The sequence below is a fragment of the Micromonospora sp. NPDC048871 genome (genome assembly GCF_043198155.1).
GTDB lineage: Bacteria > Actinomycetota > Actinomycetes > Mycobacteriales > Micromonosporaceae > Micromonospora.
The window spans coordinates 1-24,763 of record NZ_JBICUM010000004.1 but is presented as its reverse complement, the minus strand read 5'-3'; the positions used below and the strand labels follow the sequence as shown (position 1 = coordinate 24,763).

Annotated in this window: 23 protein-coding genes; 21 read left to right on the top strand and 2 right to left on the bottom strand. The window is 70.4% G+C overall.

Features of this window, described 5'->3' with window-relative positions:
• The first annotated feature begins 42 nt into the window (after positions 1–42).
• Both ACGFIK_RS11550 and ACGFIK_RS11545 read left to right on the top strand, forming a co-directional pair.
• Positions 43–1,242 (top strand): NAD(P)/FAD-dependent oxidoreductase, encoded by a 1,200-nt coding sequence (locus tag ACGFIK_RS11550; RefSeq protein ID WP_327025935.1) that lies wholly within the window; start codon positions 43–45, stop codon positions 1,240–1,242.
• A 96-nt stretch (positions 1,243–1,338) separates the two neighbouring features.
• Entirely contained in the window at positions 1,339–2,250 is a 912-nt protein-coding gene (locus tag ACGFIK_RS11545; protein WP_327025934.1) for an IclR family transcriptional regulator, read from the top strand.
• Here the strand turns inward: ACGFIK_RS11545 and ACGFIK_RS11540 are convergent.
• A complete protein-coding gene (locus ACGFIK_RS11540) occupies positions 2,181–2,801 on the bottom strand; it encodes an isochorismatase family cysteine hydrolase (RefSeq protein WP_327025933.1) in 621 nt (206 codons plus the stop codon). The genes ACGFIK_RS11545 and ACGFIK_RS11540 overlap by 70 nt on opposite strands.
• Positions 2,802–2,974: 173 nt before the next feature.
• Here ACGFIK_RS11540 and ACGFIK_RS11535 point away from each other — a divergent pair, with 173 nt between their 5' ends.
• The 16 genes from ACGFIK_RS11535 to ACGFIK_RS11460 all read left to right on the top strand — a co-directional run bounded on the left by ACGFIK_RS11535 (position 2,975) and on the right by ACGFIK_RS11460 (position 20,542).
• Entirely contained in the window at positions 2,975–3,769 is a 795-nt protein-coding gene (locus ACGFIK_RS11535; RefSeq protein ID WP_327025932.1) for an ABC transporter ATP-binding protein, read from the top strand.
• Between the two features lie 20 nt (positions 3,770–3,789).
• Entirely contained in the window at positions 3,790–4,662 is an 873-nt protein-coding gene (locus tag ACGFIK_RS11530; RefSeq protein WP_327025931.1) for an ABC transporter permease, read from the top strand.
• A gap of 131 nt (positions 4,663–4,793) precedes the next feature.
• The gene (locus tag ACGFIK_RS11525; protein ID WP_327025930.1) at positions 4,794–5,867 is read left to right on the top strand and encodes an ABC transporter substrate-binding protein; all 1,074 of its coding nucleotides are present in this window, start codon (positions 4,794–4,796) and stop codon (positions 5,865–5,867) included.
• The gene (locus ACGFIK_RS11520) at positions 5,864–7,591 is read left to right on the top strand and encodes a thiamine pyrophosphate-dependent enzyme (protein ID WP_327025929.1); all 1,728 of its coding nucleotides are present in this window, start codon (positions 5,864–5,866) and stop codon (positions 7,589–7,591) included. Before ACGFIK_RS11525 ends, ACGFIK_RS11520 begins: the two co-directional genes overlap by 4 nt.
• Complete coding sequence (locus ACGFIK_RS11515; protein ID WP_327025928.1) at positions 7,584–9,008, top strand: aldehyde dehydrogenase family protein; 1,425 nt, start codon at positions 7,584–7,586, stop codon at positions 9,006–9,008. The genes ACGFIK_RS11520 and ACGFIK_RS11515 overlap by 8 nt, the downstream gene beginning before the upstream one ends.
• Positions 8,995–10,251, top strand: a complete 1,257-nt coding sequence (locus ACGFIK_RS11510; protein WP_327025927.1) for an MFS transporter — start codon at positions 8,995–8,997, stop codon at positions 10,249–10,251. Before ACGFIK_RS11515 ends, ACGFIK_RS11510 begins: the two co-directional genes overlap by 14 nt.
• Before the next feature lie 97 nt (positions 10,252–10,348).
• On the top strand, positions 10,349–11,548 hold the full coding sequence (locus ACGFIK_RS11505; protein ID WP_327025926.1) for a CoA transferase: 1,200 nt from the start codon (positions 10,349–10,351) through the stop codon (positions 11,546–11,548).
• A gap of 28 nt (positions 11,549–11,576) precedes the next feature.
• The gene (locus tag ACGFIK_RS11500; protein ID WP_327025925.1) at positions 11,577–12,440 is read left to right on the top strand and encodes a cyclase family protein; all 864 of its coding nucleotides are present in this window, start codon (positions 11,577–11,579) and stop codon (positions 12,438–12,440) included.
• Complete coding sequence (locus tag ACGFIK_RS11495) at positions 12,433–13,857, top strand: MmgE/PrpD family protein (protein ID WP_327025924.1); 1,425 nt, start codon at positions 12,433–12,435, stop codon at positions 13,855–13,857. The genes ACGFIK_RS11500 and ACGFIK_RS11495 overlap by 8 nt, the downstream gene beginning before the upstream one ends.
• Before the next feature lie 58 nt (positions 13,858–13,915).
• The gene (locus tag ACGFIK_RS11490) at positions 13,916–15,361 is read left to right on the top strand and encodes a dihydroorotase family protein (protein WP_327025923.1); all 1,446 of its coding nucleotides are present in this window, start codon (positions 13,916–13,918) and stop codon (positions 15,359–15,361) included.
• Positions 15,358–16,233 (top strand): CoA ester lyase, encoded by an 876-nt coding sequence (locus tag ACGFIK_RS11485; RefSeq protein ID WP_327025922.1) that lies wholly within the window; start codon positions 15,358–15,360, stop codon positions 16,231–16,233. The genes ACGFIK_RS11490 and ACGFIK_RS11485 overlap by 4 nt, the downstream gene beginning before the upstream one ends.
• Positions 16,234–16,343: 110 nt before the next feature.
• Positions 16,344–17,210 carry an FAD:protein FMN transferase gene (locus ACGFIK_RS11480; RefSeq protein ID WP_327025921.1) on the top strand — a complete coding sequence of 289 codons (867 nt, stop codon included), beginning with the start codon at positions 16,344–16,346 and terminating at the stop codon, positions 17,208–17,210.
• Positions 17,207–17,725, top strand: a complete 519-nt coding sequence (locus ACGFIK_RS11475; protein ID WP_327025920.1) for a flavin reductase family protein — start codon at positions 17,207–17,209, stop codon at positions 17,723–17,725. Before ACGFIK_RS11480 ends, ACGFIK_RS11475 begins: the two co-directional genes overlap by 4 nt.
• Positions 17,726–17,745: 20 nt before the next feature.
• Entirely contained in the window at positions 17,746–18,591 is an 846-nt protein-coding gene (locus tag ACGFIK_RS11470) for an alpha/beta fold hydrolase (protein ID WP_327025919.1), read from the top strand.
• Positions 18,588–19,334 (top strand): alpha/beta hydrolase, encoded by a 747-nt coding sequence (locus ACGFIK_RS11465; RefSeq protein WP_327025918.1) that lies wholly within the window; start codon positions 18,588–18,590, stop codon positions 19,332–19,334. Before ACGFIK_RS11470 ends, ACGFIK_RS11465 begins: the two co-directional genes overlap by 4 nt.
• On the top strand, positions 19,331–20,542 hold the full coding sequence (locus tag ACGFIK_RS11460; RefSeq protein WP_327025917.1) for an LLM class flavin-dependent oxidoreductase: 1,212 nt from the start codon (positions 19,331–19,333) through the stop codon (positions 20,540–20,542). Before ACGFIK_RS11465 ends, ACGFIK_RS11460 begins: the two co-directional genes overlap by 4 nt.
• Before the next feature lie 7 nt (positions 20,543–20,549).
• Here the strand turns inward: ACGFIK_RS11460 and ACGFIK_RS11455 are convergent, their stop codons facing one another.
• Complete coding sequence (locus tag ACGFIK_RS11455) at positions 20,550–21,302, bottom strand: FCD domain-containing protein (protein WP_327025916.1); 753 nt, start codon at positions 21,300–21,302, stop codon at positions 20,550–20,552.
• 184 nt (positions 21,303–21,486) lie between these two features.
• Between ACGFIK_RS11455 and ACGFIK_RS11450 the strand changes: the two genes are divergently transcribed.
• From ACGFIK_RS11450 to ACGFIK_RS11440, 3 genes are all read left to right on the top strand, one after another.
• Positions 21,487–21,888 (top strand): hypothetical protein, encoded by a 402-nt coding sequence (locus tag ACGFIK_RS11450; protein WP_327025915.1) that lies wholly within the window; start codon positions 21,487–21,489, stop codon positions 21,886–21,888.
• Between the two features lie 228 nt (positions 21,889–22,116).
• Positions 22,117–22,644 (top strand): SigE family RNA polymerase sigma factor, encoded by a 528-nt coding sequence (locus ACGFIK_RS11445; RefSeq protein WP_327025914.1) that lies wholly within the window; start codon positions 22,117–22,119, stop codon positions 22,642–22,644.
• Positions 22,641–24,044: a hypothetical protein gene (locus ACGFIK_RS11440; RefSeq protein WP_393339030.1), complete on the top strand. Its 1,404-nt coding sequence runs from the start codon at positions 22,641–22,643 to the stop codon at positions 24,042–24,044. Before ACGFIK_RS11445 ends, ACGFIK_RS11440 begins: the two co-directional genes overlap by 4 nt.
• Positions 24,045–24,763: the final 719 nt, after the last annotated feature.

Genomic DNA, 24,763 nt, shown 5'->3' with positions numbered 1-24,763 from the left:
GACCGGATTCGTCGGCGACATCGCCGGCGGGAAGGAGTGAACGTGGCGCTCTCTAGCCACCCCGTGCAAGCACCGGTCGTCGTCCTCGGCGGCGGACCAGTGGGTATGGTTACCGCCCTGGCCCTGGCCCAACGCGACATCCCGGTGATCGTGCTGGAAAAGGGACCCGACGAGGTGCAGTCGGAGTGGCGGGGTTCGACCGTTCACCCGCCGACGACCGAACTGCTCGACGAGTTGGATCTGGCCGCCCCGATGCTCAAGGAGGCGGTCCGGGTACACCGGCTGGACTACCGCGACCTTGAGCTGCCGGAGACCGCCCGCTTCTCCTACGAGCTGCTGGAGGGCGAGACCCGCTACCCCTTCCGGCTTCAGTACGAGCAGTACAAGCTGGTCCGGCTGCTGCGTCAGGCGGTGGCCGAGGCTCCGAACGTGGACATCCGGTTCGGCCACGAGGTCGTCGGGCTCAGCCAGGACGACGACCAGGTCACCCTTGAGGTCGCGGTCGACGGCACCCGCAGCGAGGTGACCTGCCGCTGGGTGGTCGCCGCGGACGGCGCGCACAGCATCGCCCGCAAGCTGCTGGAGGTGCCCTTCCCCGGCTTCACGTACCCGACGATGAGCCTGGTCGTGGCCACCCCGTTCCGGTTCGAGGACGCGGTGCCGGACCTCGGCGCGGTCGGCTACTGGTCCGGCCCGCGGGGCCGTTTCTCGCTGATCCGGACCCCGGACATCTGGCGGGCGGCGCTGTCGACCGGCACCGGGGTCGACGACGAGCCGCCCTCGGGCACCCACCCGGACTTCCTGGCCGCCGTGGCGCTGCTGCTCGGTGACCGGCCGGACGCGTCGGAGCTGCCGCTGAGCCAGCACCAGATGTACCGCAGCCACCAGCGGTTGGCCGCCTCCTTCCGCATCGGACGGGTGCTGCTGGCCGGCGACGCCGCGCACCTGAGCAGCACCACCGGGGGCATGGGGCTGAACTCCGGCATCCACGACGCGGTGGCGGTCGCCGCCGCGCTGGCCGAGCCCGACCAGGACGCGGCCACCGCGGCGTACGCGCAGCGCCGTCGGTCCATCGCCGAGCAGTTCGTGCAGCCGACCACGACGGAGAACCGCACCTCGGCCGACGGGGTGGAGTTGTCCGGGCGCCGCGAACGGCTGGTTCGCCTGCGGGCGTTGGCGGAAAACCCCGAGGACGCCAAAGAGTATCTGCGTCGTGTCAGTATGCTCGGCATCCAACACTGAGCGTCGGCTAGCGCGGATTCCCGATCGGACCGTGCGCCGGCGTGCGGCAAGGTGTACGACGATTCGCGGCCGAATGGGAGAGCAGCGGTGCCGGTGATGGAACCAGCGGACGGTCACCGCTACACGACAAGTGGCCTCGGGCGTGCGCTGGCCGTGATCGATCTGCTCGCCGAGAGCAGCCCGGAGATGATCGGGGTGTCCACTGTCGCCCGGGAGTTGAATCTCCCCAAGGCGGTGGCGCACCGCATTCTCAAGGAATTGACCGCCAACCAGTTCGTCACCTTCGACGAGGGCACCCGGCGATATCGGCTGGGACCGGGTGCCCTGGCGGTCGGTCTGGCGGCGTTGCGCGCCATCGACGTGCAGGCCGTCACGAACCGTCACATGCGACGGTTGTCCGAGGCCACCGGGGAGACCGCCACCCTGTCGATGCGGCAGGGCTGGATGCGGGTCTACACCGATCAGGTGCTCTCACCGCACGAGATCCGGATGTCGGTGACCCTGGGTTCCCGACATTCGCTGCTCGCCGGGTCGTCGTCCAAGGCGATCCTGGCGGCGTTGCCCGATGCCGAGGTGGCCGAGTATCTGGCCGGCCATGAGCTGGTCTCGCTGACCGCCGCCACCATCACCTCCGTGGAGCAGCTCTGGGCTGACCTGCGGCAGATCCGGCAGCAGGGTTACGCGGTCAGCCGGGGTGAGCGACAGGCCGGCGCCGCCAGTGTGGCCGCAGCGATCCACCTGGCCTCGGGTGAGGTCTACGGTTCCCTGTCGCTGTGCGGCCCCCAGGACCGCTTCTCACCACGTCTGCTGACCGAGTACGGCGACCTGGTGGCCGACGCCGCCCGCCAGGTCAGCGCGGAGCTGGGCTATCAGCCCGCCGCCGCCATCCCTGCTCCGGCTGCGGCGGAGCAGGGGGAGCGTCGGCGGGCGGTCCGGCGTCAGCCGACCCGGTCCGCCGCGGACCAGGCCGACAGCAGCTCGGCCGAGGTCGTGGTCTCGCAGAAGTAGAACCCCAGGTTGCGGATCGCCGCCTCGGCGAGGTCCGCGCGGGTCCAGCCGACCAGGTCGGTCGGCATCGTGGTGGCCAGATCGGCCATGTACGCCTCCCTGATGGTGGAGTCCACGCACACGTTGGCCGCCGTGCCGACCACGACCACGTGCTCGCGTCCGTGCGCCCGCAGCAGGTTGTGCAGGGGAGTCCCGACGAAGGCGCTGTAGCGCGTCTTCTCCAGGTGGCAGTCACCCGGCTCCGGCCGCAGCCCCTCGGCCAGCTCCGCGCCCCAGGAACCGGCGGCGCAGACGCTGAGCGGACTGCGTCCCATCGCCACGGCTCGGGCCCTGCGGGCCGGTGAGACGAGCTGCTCGTGGGCGGCCTGCCGGACCCACACGATCAGGCAACCGGCGGCCCGTGCCGGGTCCAGGAAGCTCGGCAGACGGCGGGCCAGATCGGCGTTGACGCTGACGTCGGCACCGAGGGCCGCCATCGCTCCGGCGGGGGAGCAGAAGTCGTTCTGCATGTCGATGACCAGCACCGCAGTACTTTGCGCGGGGTAGTTCATGGGGGTTGCTCCCGATTCGGGGGATTTATGGGGAACCAATCGGACTCAGTCCGGCCTCCCGGACCATTGACCTTGCCGCCGAACATAGCTTACGTTCGCACCAACAGAACGGCGTACTGCACAAGCGAACAATCTCGCGATAATTGCGGGCCCGGTGGGCGACAGGGGATTCCATGAGTGCAATCAAAGTGGAGGGCGTCAGCAAGGTCTTCGCCGGCGCCGGCGGGCAGTCGATGCTCGCTCTGAGTGAGGTCTCGCTCGACATCGCCGACGGTGAATTCGTCGTGCTGCTCGGTCCCTCCGGCTGCGGCAAGACCACCTTGCTGCGAATCATCGGTCAGTTGGAGAGCCCCACCGTGGGACGGGTCAGCCTCGACCACGGTGACCAGCCTGAGCGCGCCGACCGGCCGCTGGGGTTCGTCTTCCAGGAGGCGACCCTGATGCCGTGGCGCACCACGGCCGCGAACGTCGCCCTGCCGCTGGAGATGGCCGGCATGGGTCGGCAGGAGCGCGCGGCGAAGGTCCGCGAGATGCTGACCCTCGTCGGGCTGCCCGAGGCGGAGCACAAGTACCCCCACCAACTGTCGGGCGGTATGCGGCAACGGGTCTCCATCGCCCGTGCCCTGGCGCACGACCCCCAGGTGCTGCTCATGGACGAACCCTTCGGCGCCCTGGACGCGCAGACCCGCGACATGATGAACGTGGAGTTGCAGCGCATCTGGCTGGAGAACCGCAAGACGGTCGTCTTCGTCACCCACTCCGTCTCCGAGGCGGTGTTCCTGGCCGACCGCATCGTGATGCTGGGGACCAAGCCCGGCCACATCCACTCCATCACCGAGGTGACGCTGCCCCGGCCGCGCACCGTCGACATGACCGAGTCCGCCGAGTTCCGCCACCTGACCGCCGAGCTGCGCCGTCAGATCGGCGAGGTGCAGGACAGCGAAGCCCGCCCCGCCATCTCGGCCTGACCCGTACTTGAGGTGTCCACGTGACCACTACTGATCAGCGCCAGTCGGCGCCGAAATCGGCTTCCGCAGACCTCCTGCGGCCCCCACCCCCGACCTGGTCGCAGCGACTGCGCAACAACCGCTGGCTGTCCTTCTACACCAGCCCGCTGCTGATCGCGCTGTTCCTGCTGGCCTGGAAGCTCTACGTCGAGCTCACGGACCTGTCCCGGTTCGTGCTCCCGCCGCCGGAGGCGGTGTTCTCCTCCTTCATCGAGCAGATCACCGACCCCTTCGTCTGGAAGACCCACGTCTGGACGACCTTCTACGAGGTCATGATGGGCCTGACCCTGGCGATCGTGCTGGGTGTCGGCCTCGGCCTGATGATCGGCAAGTCCCCCCTGTTCGACCGGATCACCCGACCCTTCATCGTCGCCACCCAGGTGGTGCCGAAGGTCGCGCTGGTGCCGCTGTTCATCCTGTGGCTCGGCTTCGGTCCGTCGTCCAAGGTGGTCATGGCCGCCCTGCTGGCCTTCTTCCCGCTGCTGATCAACACCTCGTTCGGCATCCGGTCGGTGCCCGGCTCCATGCACGACCTGATGACCACCCTGAAGGCCTCGCGCTGGGAGCGGTTCTGGCGTGCGGACCTGCCGTACACCATGCCCTTCATCCTGGCCGGCATGGAGCTGGCGGTCGTGCAGGCCACGATCGGCGCGATCGTCGGTGAATACCTCGGCGGCGACAAGGGCCTCGGCCGGTACGCGGTCAACCTGCAGAACGGCCTCCAGGTGGACAAGCTGTTCGGCGCCATCCTGATCATGGCTCTGTTCGGCTTCACCCTCTACAGCATCGTCACCGGCGCCCGCCGGCTGCTGATCCCCTGGCACGAGTCCGTGCAGCCGCGTCGCACCCCCTGACCGGCCGCACCTCTCGTTCCAGCCGCCCATCCGTATCCCTGTCGGCGCCGCGACGCGGCGCGGGCGGACCTCTCCTTGCCTCATATCCCTCACCCCCCATCCATTACCCCCCTCGGCACTGGGAGCTTCTCGTGAAAAATGACCGTTCCATCGGCGCGCCGGTCTCGCGGCGCTCGTTCCTCCGCGCCGGCGCCACCGCAGGGCTGTTGCTGCCCAGCGCCGGTGGCATGACCCTGCTGCTCAGCGGTTGCGGCGACGACGGCCCCAAGGTCAACGCCGACGGCAGCCTCTCCGGCACCTACATGGCCGCGTCCAGCCTGACGCTGAGCTACGTGGAGACCATGGTCGCCAAGGAGCGCGGCTACTTCGCCGAGTACGGCCTGGACATGGAAATCAAGGGTGGCCAGGGCACCGCCACCGCCATCCAGGCGGTGCTCGGTGGCTCGGCCGACCTGACCCGGGCCAACGGCATCAACGCGGTCATCGCGGTGGCCAACGAGCAGGCGCCGCTGGTCAGCATCGCCAGCCTGCGGCAGAAGTCGCAGTTCGAGGTCGTCTCCATGCCGGACAAGGCGATCCGCAACCCGGCCCAGCTGGCCGGGCGCACCTGCGGCATCGTCTCCACCGGTGGCGCCACCGAGAACCTGCTCGACGTCATGCTGATCAACGCCGGGGTGGACCCCAAGACGGTGAAGCGTCCGGTCACCGGTGTCGGCACGGCCGCGTACGAGCTGGCCCGCAAGGGCGAGATCGACGCCTGGGTCTGCGTCAACACCGACCGGGCCACCATCCAGAAGGACATCGGCGAGGTCGCCTTCTTCAGCACCGACGAGTTCGCCCCGATGCCGTCGGACTCGTACAACACCAGCCTGAAGATGATCGAGTCGGACAGCGACATGCCGGTGAAGTTCCTCGCCGGTGTACTCAAGGCCATCGAGTACGCCAGCAAGGAGGAGAACTGGGACCAGGTCATCGCCGACCTGCGTAAGTACAACCCGGAGGCCAACCCGGAGCAGGCCCGCGCCGAGCTGCCCCTGCTGGTGGAGAGCTGGCTGGCCGCCGGCCCGGACAAGGCCCTGCAGATGAACGAGCAGACCTGGCTGTCCGGCCAGGAGAGCCTGATCAAGGCCGGTCTGGTCAAGTCCGCGGCCCCCATCGAGAAGCTGATCTACAAGGACTACCTCGATCGGGCGAGGAACCTGTGACCGGCGGCCCGGCCGCCGCCAGCGCCGCAGCCGCGGTGCTGGCGGCGGCTTCGGCCAGCGGTGTTCAGCGGCTGTGGTTCAACAGCGGCTCCGAGTTGACCTCCTTCCAGGAGGCCAACGCCCAGGCCCGCCACCAGGGGGAGCCGACCCCGGAGCTCATCACCTGCCCGCACGAGCATGTAGCGCTGACCGCCGCGATGGGCGAGACCATGGTCTCCGGCCGACCGGCCATGACCGTGGCCCACGCCGACCTGGGGCTGCTGCACCACGGCGGCGCCATCCACAACGCGATGTGGGGCGACCACCCCATCATGATCATGTCGGGTTATCCGCCCACCCGGGCGGAGTCCCGCACCTCACCGGTGTTCTGGAAGCAGCAACGCTGGGACCAGGGCTCGATCGTTCGGCAGTACGTCAAGTGGGACTACAAGCTGTCCCCCCTGGACGACGCCGGCCTGGTGGTGGCGCGCGGCCTGCAGGTCGCGCTGGCACCCCGGCGCGGCCCCGTCTACCTGGCGATGCCGGAGGAGGTGGGCCGGTACCCGCAGGCCGGTGACCGACCCGTTCCCAGCGCCCAGATGCTCGGCATCCCGGTCCTCGGACCGGGTGACCCCGGGGTGGTCAGCGAGGTGGCCCGCCGCCTGACGACCGCCCGGCGGCCGGTCATCGTCACCGACCGGGTGGGGGTGAACCCGCAGGCCGTGGCCCTGCTGGCCGAACTGGCCGACACCCTCGGTGTGCAGGTCCGCGCCTCCCGGTACCGGATGAACCTGCCGGACGACAGCCGGTGGCACTGCGCCGATCCGCTGGACCAGTTCGACGTCATCATCGTGCTGGACCACCCGGTGCCGTGGATGCCCGCGCTGGAGAAGCCGCGCGACGACGCCTGGATCGGCTGGGTGGGCCCCGACCCGATCGAGAGCCGGGTCCCGCTCTACGAACTGCGCGCCGACGCCCGTACCACGGCCGATCCGGCGGCCTTCCTGGCCGCGGTGCTGGCCGAGGTGGGCTCGGCCGGACCGGGTGACGCCGACGCCGTACGCCGGCGCCGGGACGCCGCCCCGGCCGGTCGCCGCACCGACGATCCGGCACCCGCCACCGGGGTACCCACCCCGGCCCTGATCGCCGCGGCCCTGGACCGGCACCTGCGCCCGGACGACCTGCTGACCTGGGAGGTGTTCGACACCACCAGGATCCGCCGCACCCGACCGGGCACCCTGTTCGAGAAGGGCGGGTCCAGCCTCGGCTGGGCGGTGGCGGCGGCGACCGGCGCCAGCATCGCCGCCGGGGGCGCCCACGCGGTGGCGGTCACCGGGGACGGTTCGTACCTGTTCGGTTCCCCGGACTCCTGCCTGTGGCTGCAGCAGCAGTGCGACGCCCCGGTGGTCACCGTGGTGGTCAACAACGGCGGGTACCGCACCGGCACCACCACCCTGGCCGCCCACTACCCGGACGGCCTGGCGGTCAACGAACCCACCGTGCGGGGCGGTCACCTCACCCCCTCGCCGGACTTCGCGGCGCACGCCCGATCCCAGGGCTGCTACGGGGAACGGGTGGTCGCCGCGGCCGACCTGGCCGCCGCCCTGGACCGGGCCCGTACCGCCGTGCAGCGGGACCGGGTGCCGGCCGTGCTGGACGTCTGGGTGCCTGAACATCTCACCGGGTCGATGGACCCGCGACGCCGGGCGCGTACCCCGGCCGAGGAAGGAAACACCGATGGCTGAAGTCGTCTCGCCTATCGACGCCCAGGTCCTGGCCAGCGTCGCTCCCACCTCCCCGGGGCAGGTGGACGCCGCCGTCCGGGCGGCGCGCGCCGCTCAGCCCGCCTGGGCCCGGCGCACCGGCAGTGACCGGGCCCGGGTGCTGCACCGGATCGCCGACCTCATCGAGGCCCAGATCGACGACCTGGCCGCGACCGAGACCCGCAACACCGGCAAGATCCTCAGCGACACCCGGCGTGAGGTGCGCCGGGCGGCCGGCAGCTTCCGCTACTACGCCGGCTGGGCGGAGCAGGTACGCGGTGAGACCATCCCGGTCGGGCCGGAGTACCACACCTACACGGTGCCGGAGCCGCACGGCGTGGTCGCCGGGGTCATCCCGTGGAACGTGCCGTTCTTCTTCGCCGCCAAGAAGATCGCCCCGGCGCTGGCCTTCGGCAACGCCTGCCTGCTCAAGCCGGCCGAGGAGACCCCCCTGACCGCCCTGGCGCTGGGTGGGCTGCTGGTCGAGGCGGGCATCCCGGAGGGGCTGGTGCAGGTGCTGCCGGGCGGCCGGGAGACCGGCGCGGCCCTGGTGTCGCATCCGGACGTGGACCTGATCGTGTTCACCGGGCACCACGACACCGGCAAGGCGATCGCCCGCGCGGCGGCGGACAACCTGACCCCGATCGCGTTGGAGTTGGGCGGCAAGTCGCCGCAGGTCATCTTCCCCGACGCCGACCTGGACCGGGCGGTCGAGGCCGTGGTGCTGGGGGTATTCGCCTCCTGCGGCCAGATGTGCATCGCCGGTTCCCGGCTGGTGCTGCACGAGTCCATCTACGACGAGGTCCTCGACCGGGTGGCCGCCCGGGTGCGGACCCTGCGGGTGGGTGACCCCTTCGACGCCCAGACCGACCTGGGTCCGCAGATCACCGCGGCGCAGCGGGACAAGACGGCCGCCTTCATCGCCGAGACCCGTTCGGCCGGCCGGATGGTGGCCCAGGCCGCCCTGCCGGAGGATGAGCGGCTGCGCAACGGCTTCTTCGTGCCGCCGACGGTCTTCGACCGGCTCGACGAGGGCGCCCGGGTGCTGCGCGAGGAGGTCTTCGGGCCGGTGCTGGCGGTGTCGTCGTTCCGCGACGACGCCGAGGCCCTGCGGTTGGCCGACGACACCCAGTTCGGTCTGGCCGCCGGGGTGTGGACCGCCGACATCGCCCGGGCCCACCGGTTCGCCGGGCAGGTCCGCGCCGGCACGGTGTGGATCAACACCTACCGGGTGCTGTCGGACCTGGTGCCCTTCGGTGGCATCGGCCTGTCCGGCTACGGCCGGGAAAACGGCACCGAGGCGGCCCGGCTCTACCTGCGCCCGAAGTCCGTGTGGACCTCCCTGGCCAGCGGCATCCCCCAGGGGTACGGCATGGGAGGCGCGGGTGCGGCAGGCTGATCGCCCGGCCGATCCGCCGGCCGACAGGCCAGCCGAAGAAGAGGGACGTGGCGGTCTCGCGTTGCTGCGGGACCGCCGCTTCGGTCCGTACTTCTTCGGGTCACTGGCGTCCAACACCGGTACCTGGTTCCAGAACGTCGCGGCGATCCTGACCATCTTCGCGATGACCCGCTCGGCGTTCATGGTGGGTCTGGTGACCGCCCTGCAGTTCGCCATGCAGCTGGTCCTCGCCCCGGTGATCGGGGCGGTGGCCGACCGCGCCGACCGGCGGGTGCTGATCATCGTAGGGCAGACCCTGGGTGGTGGCGCCGCCGCGGTACTGGCGTTGCTGGCCTTCCTGGACGCCCTGAACCCGTGGCTGCTGCTGACCTTCGTCGGACTGTCCGGGGTGGGGCAGGCGGTCACCGGCCCGGCCGCGCAGGCGCTGGTACCCAACATCGTCGGTCGTGCGGACGTACCCCAGGCCATCGCCCTGCACTCGTTGACCTTCAACCTGTCCCGGGCCATCGGTCCGGTGGCCGGAGCGGCCACCTACGCGCTGGCCGGGGCCGGTACGGCGTTCGCCGTCAACGCCGCCAGTTTCCTGGTGTTCGCCGCGGCGTTGAGTCGCGTACGGCTGCCCCGGCCCGCCGCGGGCGCCCGTCCGCGGGGCCGGTTGGGGGTCCTGGGCGGTCTGACCTATGTGCGGGGCCGTCCCGAACTGCTGCGCTGCCTGGTGGCGGTGGCCCTGATCGGGTTGGCGATGGAGCCGATCAACACCCTGTCGCCCCTGTTCGCCGAGGGGTTCGGTGGCGGGGAGCTGCTGGTCGGTGTCTTCATCACCTTCTTCGGCATCGGTTCGGCGTTGATCGCCGGCTGGGTCGGGCGGCTGCGCCGCACGATGGGAAGTGGCCGCACCGGGGCCGTGGGGGTGTTCGCCCTGGGCGCCGGGATGGTGCTGCTGGCGGTCAGTCCCGGCCCGGTGATGGCCACGGCCGGCATCGCCCTCGGCGGAGCCGGCTATCTGCTGGCCGTCAGCGATGTCAACGCCACCATGCAGCACGGCCTGGCCGACGAGGTACGCGGTCGGGTGATGGCCCTGTGGTCGATGTGCTTCCTCGGCATCCGGCCGGGGGCGGCGATGCTGCACGGCTGGCTGGGGGACACCTTCTCGGCCCGTACCGGGGCGTTCGTCGCCGCCGTGGCGGCGATCGCGGCCGCGGTGGTGCTGCGGCCCCGGCTGACCAGGCATCCGCCGAGGTGAGGGGCTTGTTTGCGTTGACCCCGTACCTGATCACGGACTATTCTGCTGAGCGAAACACCGTTCGCTTCAACCGAACGAAATGGATAGGGGAGGCCCAGTGCACGACGGACCGCTGACCGGACTCCGCGTCATCGACGCCTCGACGATCCTGGCCGGCCCGCTGTGCTGCCAGATCCTCGGTGACTTCGGTGCCGACGTCATCAAAGTCGAACACCCCGTCGCCGGCGACAGCATGCGCGGCCACGGCCACGCCAAGGACGGCGTACCGCTGTGGTGGAAGGAGATCTCCCGCAACAAGCGGACGATCGGCCTGAAGCTGTCCACTCCGGAGGGCGCCGAGCTGCTGCGCCGCCTGGCCACCACCGCCGACGTGCTGGTGGAGAACTTCCGCCCCGGCACCCTGGAACGGTGGGGGATCAGCCCGGAACAGCTCTGGGAGCTCAACCCCGGCCTGGTCATCGTCCGCATCTCCGGCTTCGGCCAGCAGGGCCCCTACGCGCACCGGCCCGGCTTCGGCACCCTCGCCGAGGCGATGAGCGGCTTCGCCCACCTGACCGGCGACGCCGACGGCCCGCCGACCCTGCCGGCGTTCGGCCTGGCCGACAGCATCTGCGGCATCGCCGCCTCCTCGGCCACCATGGTGGCGCTGTGGGCCCGCACCCGCAACGGCGGCAAGGGCCAGATCGTCGACCTGAGCCTCCTGGAGCCGATCATGACGGCGGTCGGACCCGGCCCCACCGTCTACGACCAGCTCGGCGTCATCGGCCACCGGCACGGCAACCGGTCCACCAACAACTCCCCCCGCAACACCTACCGCACCAAGGACGGCGACTGGGTGGCGGTGTCCACCAGCGCCCAGACCATCGCCGAACGGGTACTGCGGCTCGTCGGGCACCCCGAGGTCATCGACGAACCCTGGTTCGCCTCCGGACGTGAGCGGGCCGCCCGCGCCGATCTGCTCGACGAGTACGTGGGCGGCTGGATCGCCGAACGGACCCGCGACGAGGTCATGCGCGCCTTCGAAGAGGCCGGCGCTGCCGTCGCCCCCGTCTACAACGCCCGCGACATCGTCACCGACGAACACGTCCAGGCCGCCGAGATGCTGGTCAAGGTCCCCGACTCCGACCTCGGTGAGGTCCTGATGCACAACGTCATGTGGCGGATGTCGGAGAACCCCGGCCGGATCCGCTTCACCGGCCGCCCGCTCGGCGCCGACACCGACGACCTCCTCGTCAACGAACTCGGCTGCACCCCCGAGGCCATCGCCGAGCTGCGCGCCCGGCAGATCGTGGCCTGACGGCCGCCCCCACAAGGTAAGGATTGCCGTGACCACTTCGAGCACCACCCTCACCGGCGCCACCGGCGCGACGCGGGCCCTGCTGGCCGCCGTCGACGCCGGAGTGCGGACCTACGACCTGGGTCGCCGGCTGACCATCGGCATGCCACAGTCGCCGAACCACCCGCCGTTCTGGCACGCCCTGCCCCGTCGTCACGGCGACAACGTGCGCGCCGACGGCGGTTCCGCCGCCAACGACATCATCACCATGGGCACCCACGTCGGCACCCACATCGACGCCTTCGCCCACGTCTCCCAGGACGGCCGGCTGGTCGACGGCTCCGACGCCGCCGTCGCCGGCCGCGGCGGACGCTTCGCCGAGCTGGGCGCGCACACCATCGCCCCGATGGTCCGCCGCGGTGTCCTGCTCGACGTCCCGGCCGCCCTGGGTCAGCCCGAGGGCTGCCCGGCCGGCTACGAGATCACCCCCGAGGACCTGGCGGCCACGGCGCAACGGCAGGGCACCCCGATCCGCCCCGGTGACGTGGTGCTGATCCGCAGCGGCTGGGGACGGTTGTTCGACCACGAGGACCGCACCCGCTACGTCGGCCACTCCAGCGGGGTGCCCGGGGTCGGCGAGGCCGGTGCCACCTGGCTGGCCGACGCCGGGATCCACGCCGCCGGCGCCGACACCATCGCCTTCGAGTGCCTGCGACCGGGCGCCGGACACAGCGTCCTGCCCGCCCACCGGGTGCTGCTGGTCGAACGCGGCGTCTACATCATCGAGACGATGGCGCTGGAGGAACTGGCCGCCGACGGCGTCCACGAGTTCCTGTTCATGCTCTCGCCGCTGGCCATCTTCGGCGCCACCGGCTCCCCGGTGCGCCCCCTGGCGGTGATCGCCAATGACTGAGCAGACCCTGGCCCGGCAACTCGCCGCCTTCGCCGCCGCCACCCGCGCCACCGAGCTGCCCGACCGGCTCGCCGCCAGCGTGCGCCAGCGGATCCTCGACATCCTCGGGCTGTGCGTGGCCGCGCACCGGCTGCCCACCAGCCACGCCGCCCTGGACTACGTCGCCGACCTGGGTGGACGCGCCCAGGCCCACGTCGTCGGGTTGCCCGACCGGGTTCCCGCCGCCCAGGCCGCCTTCGGTAACGGGGTGCTGGCCCACTCCCTGGACTACGACGACACCCACCTGCCCTCGGTGCTGCACCCCAGCGCCGCCGTGGTCCCGGCCGCCCTGGCCGCCGCCCAGGCCGCCGGCGCCGACGGCGCCGCCCTGACCAAGGCGGTCGCGGTCGGCATCGAGGTCACCGTACGGCTGGGCATGGCCGGTTTCGACCCGGTCCTGAACAACTCGGTGTTCTTCGAACACGGCCAGCACGCCACCTCCATCTGCGGTGCGATGGGTGGTGCGGTCGCCGCCGGCATGCTGCTCGGACTCGACTCAGACCAGCTCACCGACGTGCTCGGGGTGACCGCCTCGATGGCCGCCGGGCTGATCGAGGCCAACCGCACCGGCGGCACGGTCAAGCGGCTGCACTGCGGCTGGGCCGCGCACAGCGCCGTCACCGCCGCCGACCTGGTCCGCCGCGGCTTCACCGGGCCACCCACCGTGCTGGAGGGCCGGTTCGGTTTCTACACCGCCTTCCTGCGCGGGGAAGCCGACTACGACCAGATCACCGACGGACTCGGCGAACGCTGGTCGGTGCCGGACATCTTCTTCAAGCCGTACCCGGCCAACCACTTCACCCACGCGGGGATCGACGCCGGCCTGGCCCTGCGGGCCCAGGGTGTGCCGCTGGACCGGATCACCGCCATCGAACTGCGGGTACCCGCCGCGGTGATCCGCACCATCGGGGAACCGATCGCCACCAAGCGGACCCCCGAGACCGGCTACCAGGCACAGTTCAGCGGCCCGTACACCGTCGTCGCCGGACTGCTCGGCGGCGGTGGACTCGGTCTCGGCCTGGGCGACTTCACCGACGAGCTGGCCCGTGACCCGCAGCGCCGGGCCCTGATGGCCCTCGTCGAGGTGGTCCCCGACGACGAGTGCGACAAGATCTTCCCGTACCAGTTCCCGGCCATCGTCACCGTACGCACCGACGACGGCCGCACCTGGCGCGAGGAGGTGCTGGCCAACCGCGGCGGCCCGCAGCGACCGCTGTCCGACGCCGAACTGGCCATGAAGTTCCGGGACAACGTCGCCGGACGGCTCTCCCCGGAAACCGCCGACCAGGTGGTCTCCACCGTGCTCGGCCTCAACGAGGTCAACGACGTCAGCGACCTGCTGCGTCCCCTGACCCGCCTGCGTCCCGACGCCGACTGACAACGGCCCCGCTGCCCGCCAACCTCAGGAGCACATCGTGGAACCCTTCGATCTCGTAGTGACAAACGTCAGAGTGGTGCGGCACGACCAGGCCGAGCCGGCGGCGCTGGACATCGGTGTCCGCGACGGCCGGATCGCCGCCCTCGCGCCTAACCTCGACACCACCGGCGCGAAGAGCGTCGTCGACGCCGGCGGCAAGCTCGCCTTCCCGGGGGTCGTCGACGCCCACCAGCACTGGGGCATCTACCACCCCCTCGCCGAGGACGCCGCCACCGAGAGCCGCGCCTGCGCGCAGGGCGGTGTCACCTCCGCGATCAACTACATCCGTACCGGGCAGTACTACCTCAACCGCGGCGGACCGTACCGCGAGTTCTTCCCCGAGGTGCACCGCGCCACCGACCAGAAGTCGTATGTCGACTTCGCCTTCCACGTGGCCCCGATGACCACCGAACACATCGACGAGATCCCCGAGCTGATCCGCGACCACGGCGTCACCTCGTTCAAGATCTTCATGTTCTACGGTGGTCACGGGCTGCACGGCCGCTCGGCCGACCAGAGTTCCTTCCTGATGATCCCGCCGGACGCCCGGTACGACTACGCCCACTTCGAGTTCGTGATGCGCGGGGTGCAGGCCGCCCGGGAGCAGTTCCCCGAGCTGGCCGACGAGATCTCCCTGTCCCTGCACTGCGAGACCGCGGAGATCATGCGGGCGTACACCCGGCTGGTCGAGGAGGACGGCAGCCTCAAGGGACTGGCCGCCTACAGCGCCTCCCGGCCCCCGCACTCCGAGGGCCTGGCGGTCACCATCGCCGCCTACCTGGCCCACGAGACCGGCCTGCCCACCATCAACCTGCTGCACCTGACCTCGGCCAAGGCGGTCGACGCGGCGCTGCGGATGGCCAAGGCCTTCCCGCACGTCGACTTCCGCCGCGAGGTCACCGTCGGTCACCTGCTGGCCGACATCGACACCGCCTACGGCCTCGGCGGCAAGGTCAACCCGCCGCTTCGTCCCCGCGAGGACGTCGAGGCCCTGTGGGGTCACCTGCTCGACGGCACCATCGACTGGGTGGTCAGCGACCACGCCTGCTGCAAGGCCGAGGTCAAGTTCGGTGAGCCGAAGGACGACATCTTCGTCGCCAAGTCCGGCTTCGGTGGCGCGGAGTACCTGCTGCCCGGCCTGATCAGCGAAGGCGTCAAGCGGGGCCTGTCCTACGGTCGGGTCGCCGAGCTGACCTCGTGGGCTCCCGCCCGCCGGTTCGGCCTGGCCACCAAGGGCGCCATCGCCGAAGGGCTGGACGCCGACTTCTGCCTCGTCGATGCGAACCACACCTGGACGGTGCGGGCGCAGGACTCGCTGTCGACCCAGGAGTACACCCCGTTCGAGGGCATGGAGCTGACCGCCAAGGTCACCGACACCTTCCTGCGCGGTGAGCAGATCCTGCGCGCCGGCAACGTGGTCGGCCAGCCCCGCGGCCGCTACCTGGCCCGGCCGACCCGGCCGTGACCGCCCTGGGACCCACCCCGGCCGCCGCCCGCAGCTACCTGTACGTGCCGGCGGACCAGCCGGACAAGCTGGCCCGGGCCGCGGCCCGGGGGGCCGACGCCTGCATCCTCGACCTCGAAGACGCGGTCGCGGCGACGCACAAGGCCGAGGCCCGCAAGGCCCTGGGCGGGTACCTCACCGACCCGGCCCAGGGCCCCCAGTGGTGGGTACGCATCAACGCCGACACCCCGGCCGCCGACATCGCCGCGGTGGCCGGGCCGCACCTGACCGGTGTGGTCGTACCGAAGGCCGACGTCGAGTCGGTGACCGAGGTGCACCGGCTGCTCGGCGAGGCCGAACGGCAGCACGACCTGCCGGCCGGTCACCTGGCGGTGTTCGCCCTGCTGGAGACGGCAGAAGGGGTCCTGCGCGCCGAGGCCGTGGCCGCCGCCCCCCGGGTGGTGCGCCTCGGCCTCGGCGAGGCCGACCTGGCCGCCGAGCTGTGTCTGCAACCCGGCCCGGACAAGATGGAACTGTGGCCGCTGCGTTCCCGGGTCGTGCTGGCCTGCGCGGCGGCCCGGATCGCCCCGCCGGTGGGCCCGACGGAGACCGCCCTGCGGGACCCGGAGCGGCTGGAGGCCACCAGCCGGCTGCTGCTGCGGCAGGGCTACCGCAGTCGCACCGCTATCCATCCCGCCCAGGTACCCGTGGTCAACCGGGTGTTCTCACCGACGCCCGAGGAGGTCGCCGCGGCGCGGGACATCGTCGACCGGCTGACCGCCGCGGAACGCGACGGCTGCGGGGTGGCGGTCTCCGCCGACGGGCGGATGATCGACGCCGCGGTCGCCCGCAGCGCCCGGGAGGTGCTCGGCCGGGCCGTCACGGGCGACTGAAAGCCCAGGCCAGTCGGCCTGTCGGGCGGGTGAACCGGGTACGGTCAGACCCTTGCCGCTAAAACATCATCATGTTTAGCATGTTAAACCTGGTGGTGAAGGGAGACGGCATGAACCTCGCACCCGCCCGACAGCGACCCACCCTGCAACAGCACACCAGCCAGATGTTCACCTGCACGGTGACCCTGGCCAGCTACGGACCACCGGTCACCCCGTTCACCGAGGTCCAACGACGACTCCACGCCCTGGACCGCCGCTTCTCCCGCTTCCGCCCCGACAGCGAACTCAGCGGACTCAACGCCGCCGCCGGGCACTGGCACCCCATCTCCGACCAACTGCACGCCATGCTGCGGCACGCCCTCACCGTCGCCACCGCCAGCACCGGCCTGGTCAACATCGCCGTACTGCCGCAACTGCTCGCCGCCGGCTACCGCCGATCCTGGGCCACCGGCACCCCCGCGACCTCTGCGGTGGCCGACCCGGTCGCGGCCGTGCCGCCCCTGGCCGACATCCTGGAACTCCGCGGCCACACCGCCCGCCTGGCCCCCGGCCACAGCCTCGACATCGGCGCCCTCGCCAAAGGCGCCTGGGCCGACGACATCGTCACCTGGCTAGGCCCCAACTCAGCAGCCAGCATCGGGGGAGACGTGGCCTGCCGCGGACCCGGCCCCGACGGCGACGGCTGGCCCGTCGAACTACCCCACGGCGAAACCCTGCACGTGCGCGACGGCGGCGTCGCCACCAGCGGCACCGGCAAACGCCGCTGGGGCACCGACGCCCACCACCTGATCGACCCCCGCACCGGACGCCCCGCCACCTCCGACATCACCCAGGTCACCGTCCACGCCACCACCGGCGCCACCGCCGACTGGGTCGCCTCCGCAGTGGTCATCGGCGGCCGACCGACAGCCCAACACCTCACCCACCGAGCCGACGTACACCACCTCTGGCTCAACCAGACCGGAGCCCCCCGATGACCCACCACACCGGCCCCGACCGCCTCGTCGAAACCGCCCGCTTCCGGGCCGCCTTCCGGCAGGTACCCGCACCGGTGGCGATCATCCTCGTCCCCGGCGGCCCCGCCGGAATCACCGGCCTCACCTGCACCTCCGCCACCTCACTGTCCGGCACACCCCCCATGGCCATGGTCGCCATCGACCGGAAAACCGGCCTGGCCCCCCTGGCCGAACAAGCCGGCCGGTTCAGCATCAACTACCTCGCCGCCGACCGCGCCGCCTGGGCACAGGCCTTCGCCACCCGCGGCCGCCACCTCGACGAACTCGCCGCCGCCGTGGTCGCCGGACACACCACAGTGCCCACCCTCGCCACCGGCACCACCGCCGTACTCGAATGCCGCACCACCACCGTCCACCCCGGCGGAGACCACCTGATCCTCTGCGGCGAAGTCCTGCACGCCCGCGCCCAGACCGACGCCCCACCCCTGCTCTACCTCGACGGCCGCTACGGCACCTTCCAACCCACCCCCCACTGACCGCACCCGGAGACCGCACCATGACCCCACCACGCCCACACACCATCAACGCCGGCGGATTCACCACCCGCTACTGGGAAGCCACCCCACCCGGACAACCACGAGGCACCGTCGTCCTCATCCACGACGGCGCCTTCGGCGGCGACGCCATCGGCAGCTGGTCTGAGGTCATGCCCCTGCTAGCCCAGCACTACCGGGTCCTCGCACCCGACCTGCTCGGCTACGGCGACACCGACAAAGTCATCTACCTCGACCGCTCCCCATACTCCTTCCGCACCACCCACCTCGCCGCCTTCTGCAAAGCCCTCGACGTCGACGCCGCACACTTCGCCGGCCAGTCCTTCGGCGGCTCCCTGCTGCTACGCGCCCTGGCCACCCCCAACCCCGAACTACCCGCCCTGTCCGGGGTCAGCATCTGCGGCACCGGCGGCCCCTGGCGCACCACCAAAGGCCTCACCGAACTCGGCAACTTCGACGGCACCGAAGACGACATGCGCCGCCTGGTCAGCCTCATGACCGACGACCACCCCGGCTTCGAGGACACCGTCGCCCTGCGCTACGCCAACACCCGCAAACCCGGCCACGTCACCGCCTGCCTGGCCCCCCGGCTGCGCCACCCCAACCTCCCCAAGCCGGAAAACCGCGACAACTGGCCCACCCCACTGCGCGACAGCCCCGTCCCCGTACTCGTCGTCGAAGCCACCCGCGACGACCTGCTCGAACCCGACTGGGGCCACCACTTCGAAAACCTGGCACCCCAGATCCACGTCCACCGCATGGACGCCCGCCACGCACCCAACCTCGACCAACCCGAAGCCGTCGCCGACCTGCTGCTGACCTTCTTCGACCAGGGGAGCACACCATGAGCACCCTGCTGTTCCTCCACGACGCCGACGTACTCCCCGGCCCCGTCGGCGCCCTCAGCCGACTCGCCGACGACCACACCGTCGTCATACCCCGCCACCCCGGCTTCGGCACCCCCCTGGACACCACCGCCGAAGACTGGGACAGCGTCGCCGACCTGGCCCAACACCACCTCACCGACACCCTCGCCAACCTGCCACCCGGCCCCGTACACCTGGCCGGCGCCGGCTTCGGCGGCTGGATCGCCCTGGAGATGGCGGTACGCGCACCCCACCGCTTCACCTCACTGCTGCTCATCTCCCCGTACGGCGTCAAACTCTCCGGCCCCACCGAACCCGACTTCGCCGACATCCTCCTGCTCGACCCCACCGAAATCGTCGAACTCGGCTGGGCCGACCCCACCGCCTGCCACGACCTGCGGATGCCCGGCTTCCCCACCGGCCTGACCGACAGCGAATACGAACGAGCCTTCACCGACCGGGCCGCCCTGTCCCGCTACGCCTGGAAACCCTTCCTGCACGACCCACGTCTACGCCGCTGGCTGCACCTGGCCACCATGCCCACCCTGGTCCTCGCCGGCAGCCACAACCGACTCGTACCACCCCGCCACAGCGCCGCCCTGGCCGACCTGCTGCCCGCAGCCCACTTCGTCGAAATCCCCGACGCCGGCCACTACCCGTACCTGGAACGTCCCGACGAGTTCCACCGGATCGTCCGGTCCTTCCTGAACGGAGAGACCCCGTGAGGCTCTACCACTTCACCGAGATGCCCTACCCCAACGTCCCACCCGAGGCGGAAGAGGCCAACCGGGGACTCAAGTACTTCATGCCCAACCAGTACTACGACCCCAAACTCGGCCACCAGCTCTACCAGCGCTACCTCGACGAGTACGAACTCGCCGACGAACTCGGCTTCGACCTCATGGTCAACGAACACCACCAGTCCGCCTCCACCCTCCAGGTGTCCGCCACCCTCAGCGCCGCCTCCGTACTGCACCGCACCCGACGCGGCCGCGTCCTCGTCCTGGGCACCCCACTACCGCACCGGGAAAGCCCCATCCGCGTCGCCGAGGAGATCGCCTACCTAGACTCCGTCAGCGGCGGACGCATCGACTGCGGCTTCGTCCGCGGCGTCCAAGGCGAAACCTTCCCCTCCAACCAGAACCCCGTCCACAACCTGGACATGTTCATCGAAGCCCACGACCTCATCAAGAAGGCGTGGACCCACGGCGACGTCTTCTCCTGGGAAGGCCGGCACTACCACTACCGCTACGTCAGCGTCTGGCCCCGCCCCTACCAGCAACCCCACCCGCCGATCTGGATCAGCGGCACCTCCACCCGCCTGGTCGAATGGACCGCCCGACACGGCTACACCCTGTGCAACCTGCTCGGCACCTACGAGGACACCGCAACCTCATTCCGGCTCTACCGCCGCACCGCCGTCGCCGACGGCCAACCCGAACCCGGCCCGGACCGCTTCGCCTACATGGCCCTGTGCCACGTGGCCCCCACCGAAGCCAAGGCCCGCGAGATCGGCCGCAAACTGATGTACTACCTCAAGCCCGGCAAACTCCGCCAAGGCGCCGCCAGCCCACCCGGCTACTTCCCACCCGCCGCCGCAGTCGCCGCACTGCGCGGCCGCCTCGGCGCCGTCCGCCGAATGAGCTACGAAGACCTCATCGACGCCGGCATCCTCCTCGTCGGCACCCCCGACCAGGTCACCGCACAAATCCACCGACTCTACAAAGAGACCGGCGCCGGACACCTCATCCTGATGAACCACGCCGGCGACATGACCAGCAACGAGGTACGCGACCACCTCACCCTGTTCTCCCGCGAGGTCATGCCCGAGGTCTCCACCATCGGCGACGACTGGCGCGACCAGGACACCACCTGGCGCGTCGACCAGGACACCACACCCGTACGCCCCGTACTCTCCAGCGCACTGTCCTGACCCGACCTCACCACCAGCCGACCACCTCGTCGTGCAACCCCGCATAGTCACGGTCGAGGTGGTCGGCCAGGGCCAGCATGTGCTCCCGCATCAACCGCTCCGCCAACGCCCCGTCCCCATCCACGATCGCCGCGGCCACCGCCTGATGCTCACGCCGCACATCCTCCCACCGCTCCGGACGACGCTCCGCCGCCACCACCCGCTCGGTGTAGATCTCCTTCAACCCCCGACCGAACAGATCCAGCACCCCGTTGCCCGACAACCCCGCCACCACACCGTGGAACCGCTGCATGACCGCCAGATAACTGGCCTCGTCACGCTCCTCCAAGGTGCTGTGCTCCCGCATCGACTCGGCCAACTCCCGCAACCGCGCCGCATCCCGACGCTCCGCCGCCAACCGAGCCATCAACGGCTCCATGACCACCCGGGCCTCGACCAGCTCACCGAACCGGGTCCGCCCCATCTGCAGAAACAACGCCATCGTCCGACCGAAGGTGTGCGGATCCACCGCCCCGACGATCGGCCCACCACCACGACCCGGCCGCACCCGCAGCAGACCGTTGTGCTCCAGAATCCGCAACGCCTCACGCAACGTGCCCCGACTGACCCCGTACGCCTGCAACATCTGCGCCTCGGTCGGCAACGCCGCACCGGGGGAGAGCCCCTGCTCGACGATGTCCTCCAGGATCTGCCGAGCCACCAGCTCGCCCATCTTCGCCGCACGCTGACGAAACCGCGGAGTCGGCTGGGTCTCGGACATGACCCGAGTCTACGGGTGCCACGATCTTCGCCCCCGCGCCCTCAAAGCCAGCTCACCCCACCCGAACCCGGCAGGCGAGGGGAGTGGTGAACAACCCCCACCCATCGACGACATTGCCTGTCCCACACCACGGATGCCACAGTGTGGCGGCGAAACCGACAGCCGGACCGAACAGGTGGGAGCGATGGGCACCATTCACCACGAAGCGAAACTCACGGTGCCAGCCGACGTGGCCTGGGACTTCCTGGACCGCTACACCCGCGCCGAGGTCCACATCTTCTCCGCCTGCGTCAGCGAACGCCGCAAGGGCGACCACCGGGTCGTCACCCTCATCGACGGCACCGAACTCTGGGAACGCAACGTCACCGTCGACCCGACCCGCAGACGAGCCGTCTACGCGATACCCGGCTTCCCCGGAGCAGAGCACCACCAGGCCGAAATGCGGATACTCACCGACGACGAAGGCACCGCGACCCTGCTCTGGACCACCGACATCCTGCCGCACGAACTGGCCACCCACCTCAGCGACACCTACGCGGTCATGTTCAGCGAACTACTCGCGGCGGTCAACGACCACCGCACATGACTCAATCCGGCGGCATCGGCGGTACCCCACTCGCATCGACCGTCCGACGCCGTCACCCGGTACCGACCGCCGTCCAACGGCTCAACCCAGGGACAATCATCGCGGTACGGGGAGCCGGCCGTTCTCCTGAAGCTCAACAGCAACTCGCCGCCACCGCTCAACCTGCCCCCGGCAAGAAGCGTCTACCTTCCATGCGAACAGGAAAACGGTGGACGATATGGGCAACTCATGCCGGATGACGACGAGGAACGATTCCGCGAGTTCGTGTTGCAGCAGTGGGGACCGTTGACCCGAACGGCATATCTGCTCACCGGTGACCGGGGCGTCGCCGAAGACCTGGTGCAATCAGCGCTGGAGAAGACCCACCGGCGGTGGAGTCGGATTCTCCGCAAGGACGCGCCCGGGGCATACGTCCGCCGCGCGATGATCAACACCGCGGTGTCGTGGCGACGACGCCGCCGAACAATCGAGGTACCACTACTCGACGCCGACACCATCGCCACCCCCGACGCCTATCAGCACGCGGAGAACCGGCATCAGTTGCTGGGGGCGCTGCGCCGCCTCCCGCCACGAATGCGGGCCGTGCTCGTCCTGCGGTACTTCGAGGATCTCAGCGAGGCTGACATCGCCCGACTACTCGACTGTTCACCTGGAACGGTCAAGAGCCAGGCGTCACGAGGACTGGCCCGGCTACGAACTGACCTGGAGCCGCCGCCCACGATCATCGAGACCAGCCTCCAGGAGGATCCAGCATGACCGAGAACGTGGAAACCAGACTCCGGGAAGCCCTCCGCAGCGAGGCTGACACCATGACAGTGACGGCGGATCCCTGGCCACGGTTCACCCGGCGGGAGGCAGGTCACCGCCGCGCACGTCGGGTCCGTACCGGTGCGATCGCCGCTTTCCTGGCCGCCGCCGTCGCCATTCAGACCAACCTGATTCCCCTGCCCGGTTGGGTACCCGGCATCGCCGTCGCCTCGTCGCCGTCACCGCTCGCGGACGGACCCGCACGGGGCGATCTCGCCGCCGACCGCAACTGGACGGACGGCCTGCTCAGGCAGGTTGTCGACCTGCAGAATCCGGGGGAATGGTGGAGGATCACCGACCGCAGCGACATCCGGATCGTGTACGCCGACGACATACCCGGTCGCCGAATCGCGCTGCTCTTCGTCCCTCTGCGTCTGGGCCTGCTCACCGACTCGACGCTTGTCTGGTTCAGCGGCCCACCCGGAGCCGAACCGGAACAGATGCAGCAGGGCGGCAACGAAACCGCCGACACCGCAGTGGCGACCTGGATGGAAAGCGACGCCGAGAACGGGGGTGCGGCAGTGGTCATCGGCCCCGCGGGTTCCACCGTGACGATCAATGGGTTCTCGGGCTATTCCGCAACGGGCGTCGTCGAAAGCCACCAGCTCTCCTCATCCGTCGGTACGGGCATCGGCGTCACCTCGCTGCCACCCACCGATCTGGTCGGAGGGCCCGCGCTCGCCGCCCGGGTCACCAACGGCGACACCCTCATCTACGAAGGTCCCGTATACGGCGGGTGGAGCGGGTCAGACACCGGCCGCCAGGAGCTGACCGACGAGATGCTCACTGCCGCCCTCCGCCACACCCGAGGAGCCGTCATAGACCGAGCCGTCCTCGCACGGTTCATCGGTCACGCGTTGCGAGACAGCCGACTGTCCGCCCAGGACGTCACGATCCGGGTGCGCTGGTGCGGCACCATCAACGACAAACCCGCCGCACTGTTCACCATCCAACCCACGGACGGCGGAGTCATCGCCTACGCCATCCACGGCGACACCACCGGCTGGCGAACCGACCTACGGCTGCTGCTGCCCGCGGACGGTGCTGAGCAACGCCCCATCGCATGGCGGATGCGCGCCGAGGGTGGGGACGCCCGGACGGACCGCGTCAACCTGGTAGCCCCACCGGGAGCAGCCACCGCAGCCGTCACCGCCCTGGACAACACCCCGACCCCGGTCGCCCTGGACACCTCCGGCTTCGGCAGCACCACCATCCCGCAGGACAAGCCCGCGACCGTCAGCGCCAGCACCGCCGACGGGACCACTTTCATCAGCACACCCGTGCCGGCCTTCGAAGCCAACAGCGGCGGTCTACCCGGTGCCTCCCGGAACACCCGAATCACCGGCTGACACCTGAACAGCCGTGGGGATCCGGGGAAGGGGCCGGATCCCCACGGCTGTTCACGCGCACGCCAGCAGGCACGCCGTCATGACGCATGGGTGCGCGGACGTGTTCGACTGCCGTACCCGTGCGTGTGCGACGGTGGCTCACCGGGACCGCACGCCGTCGAGGTGACGGGTGCGCCGTTGAGCGGGTCCTGCCCGCACAAGGAGCACCCGCTGGAACCCGGAGTCCGATTCGATAATTGACATTATGTAAAGTTGAGTCTGAGCGGGGCTCCCCGACAGGGCGAGCGGGTCCGTCGCCGCCACCGGCGGCACACCACTGCGAGGTACCGTCCGTACGCCGACAGCCCACGGGCGGCTCGCAGCGGGTCGCCGCGCAGGGGTCGACCCCGGATGCATCGGCGGCTGCGGGGCGGGCCGCGTCATGGCAGCCTGCCCAGCACCGGCACAGGTCGACACCGATGGCGGCAAACGGAAGCTCGCCATCGCCGCGCGGGCGCCACCAAGGTGGGCGCGTTTGTCATGATCGCGCCTCACGCGACCAGGCACACGGCACCTTACGCGACCTCGGGCACGCGCCCCCCCGAAACACCCTGTTGATCATGAGGTTGGCGGCACCGTTGAGATGGCGGGGTCAAGGGGTGAGTGCAATCGTTAGGTAGTGATGAGTTGGGCCAGGCGTTGGGCTGGGGTGTCCCAGCCCAACGTTTCGCGGGGTCGGG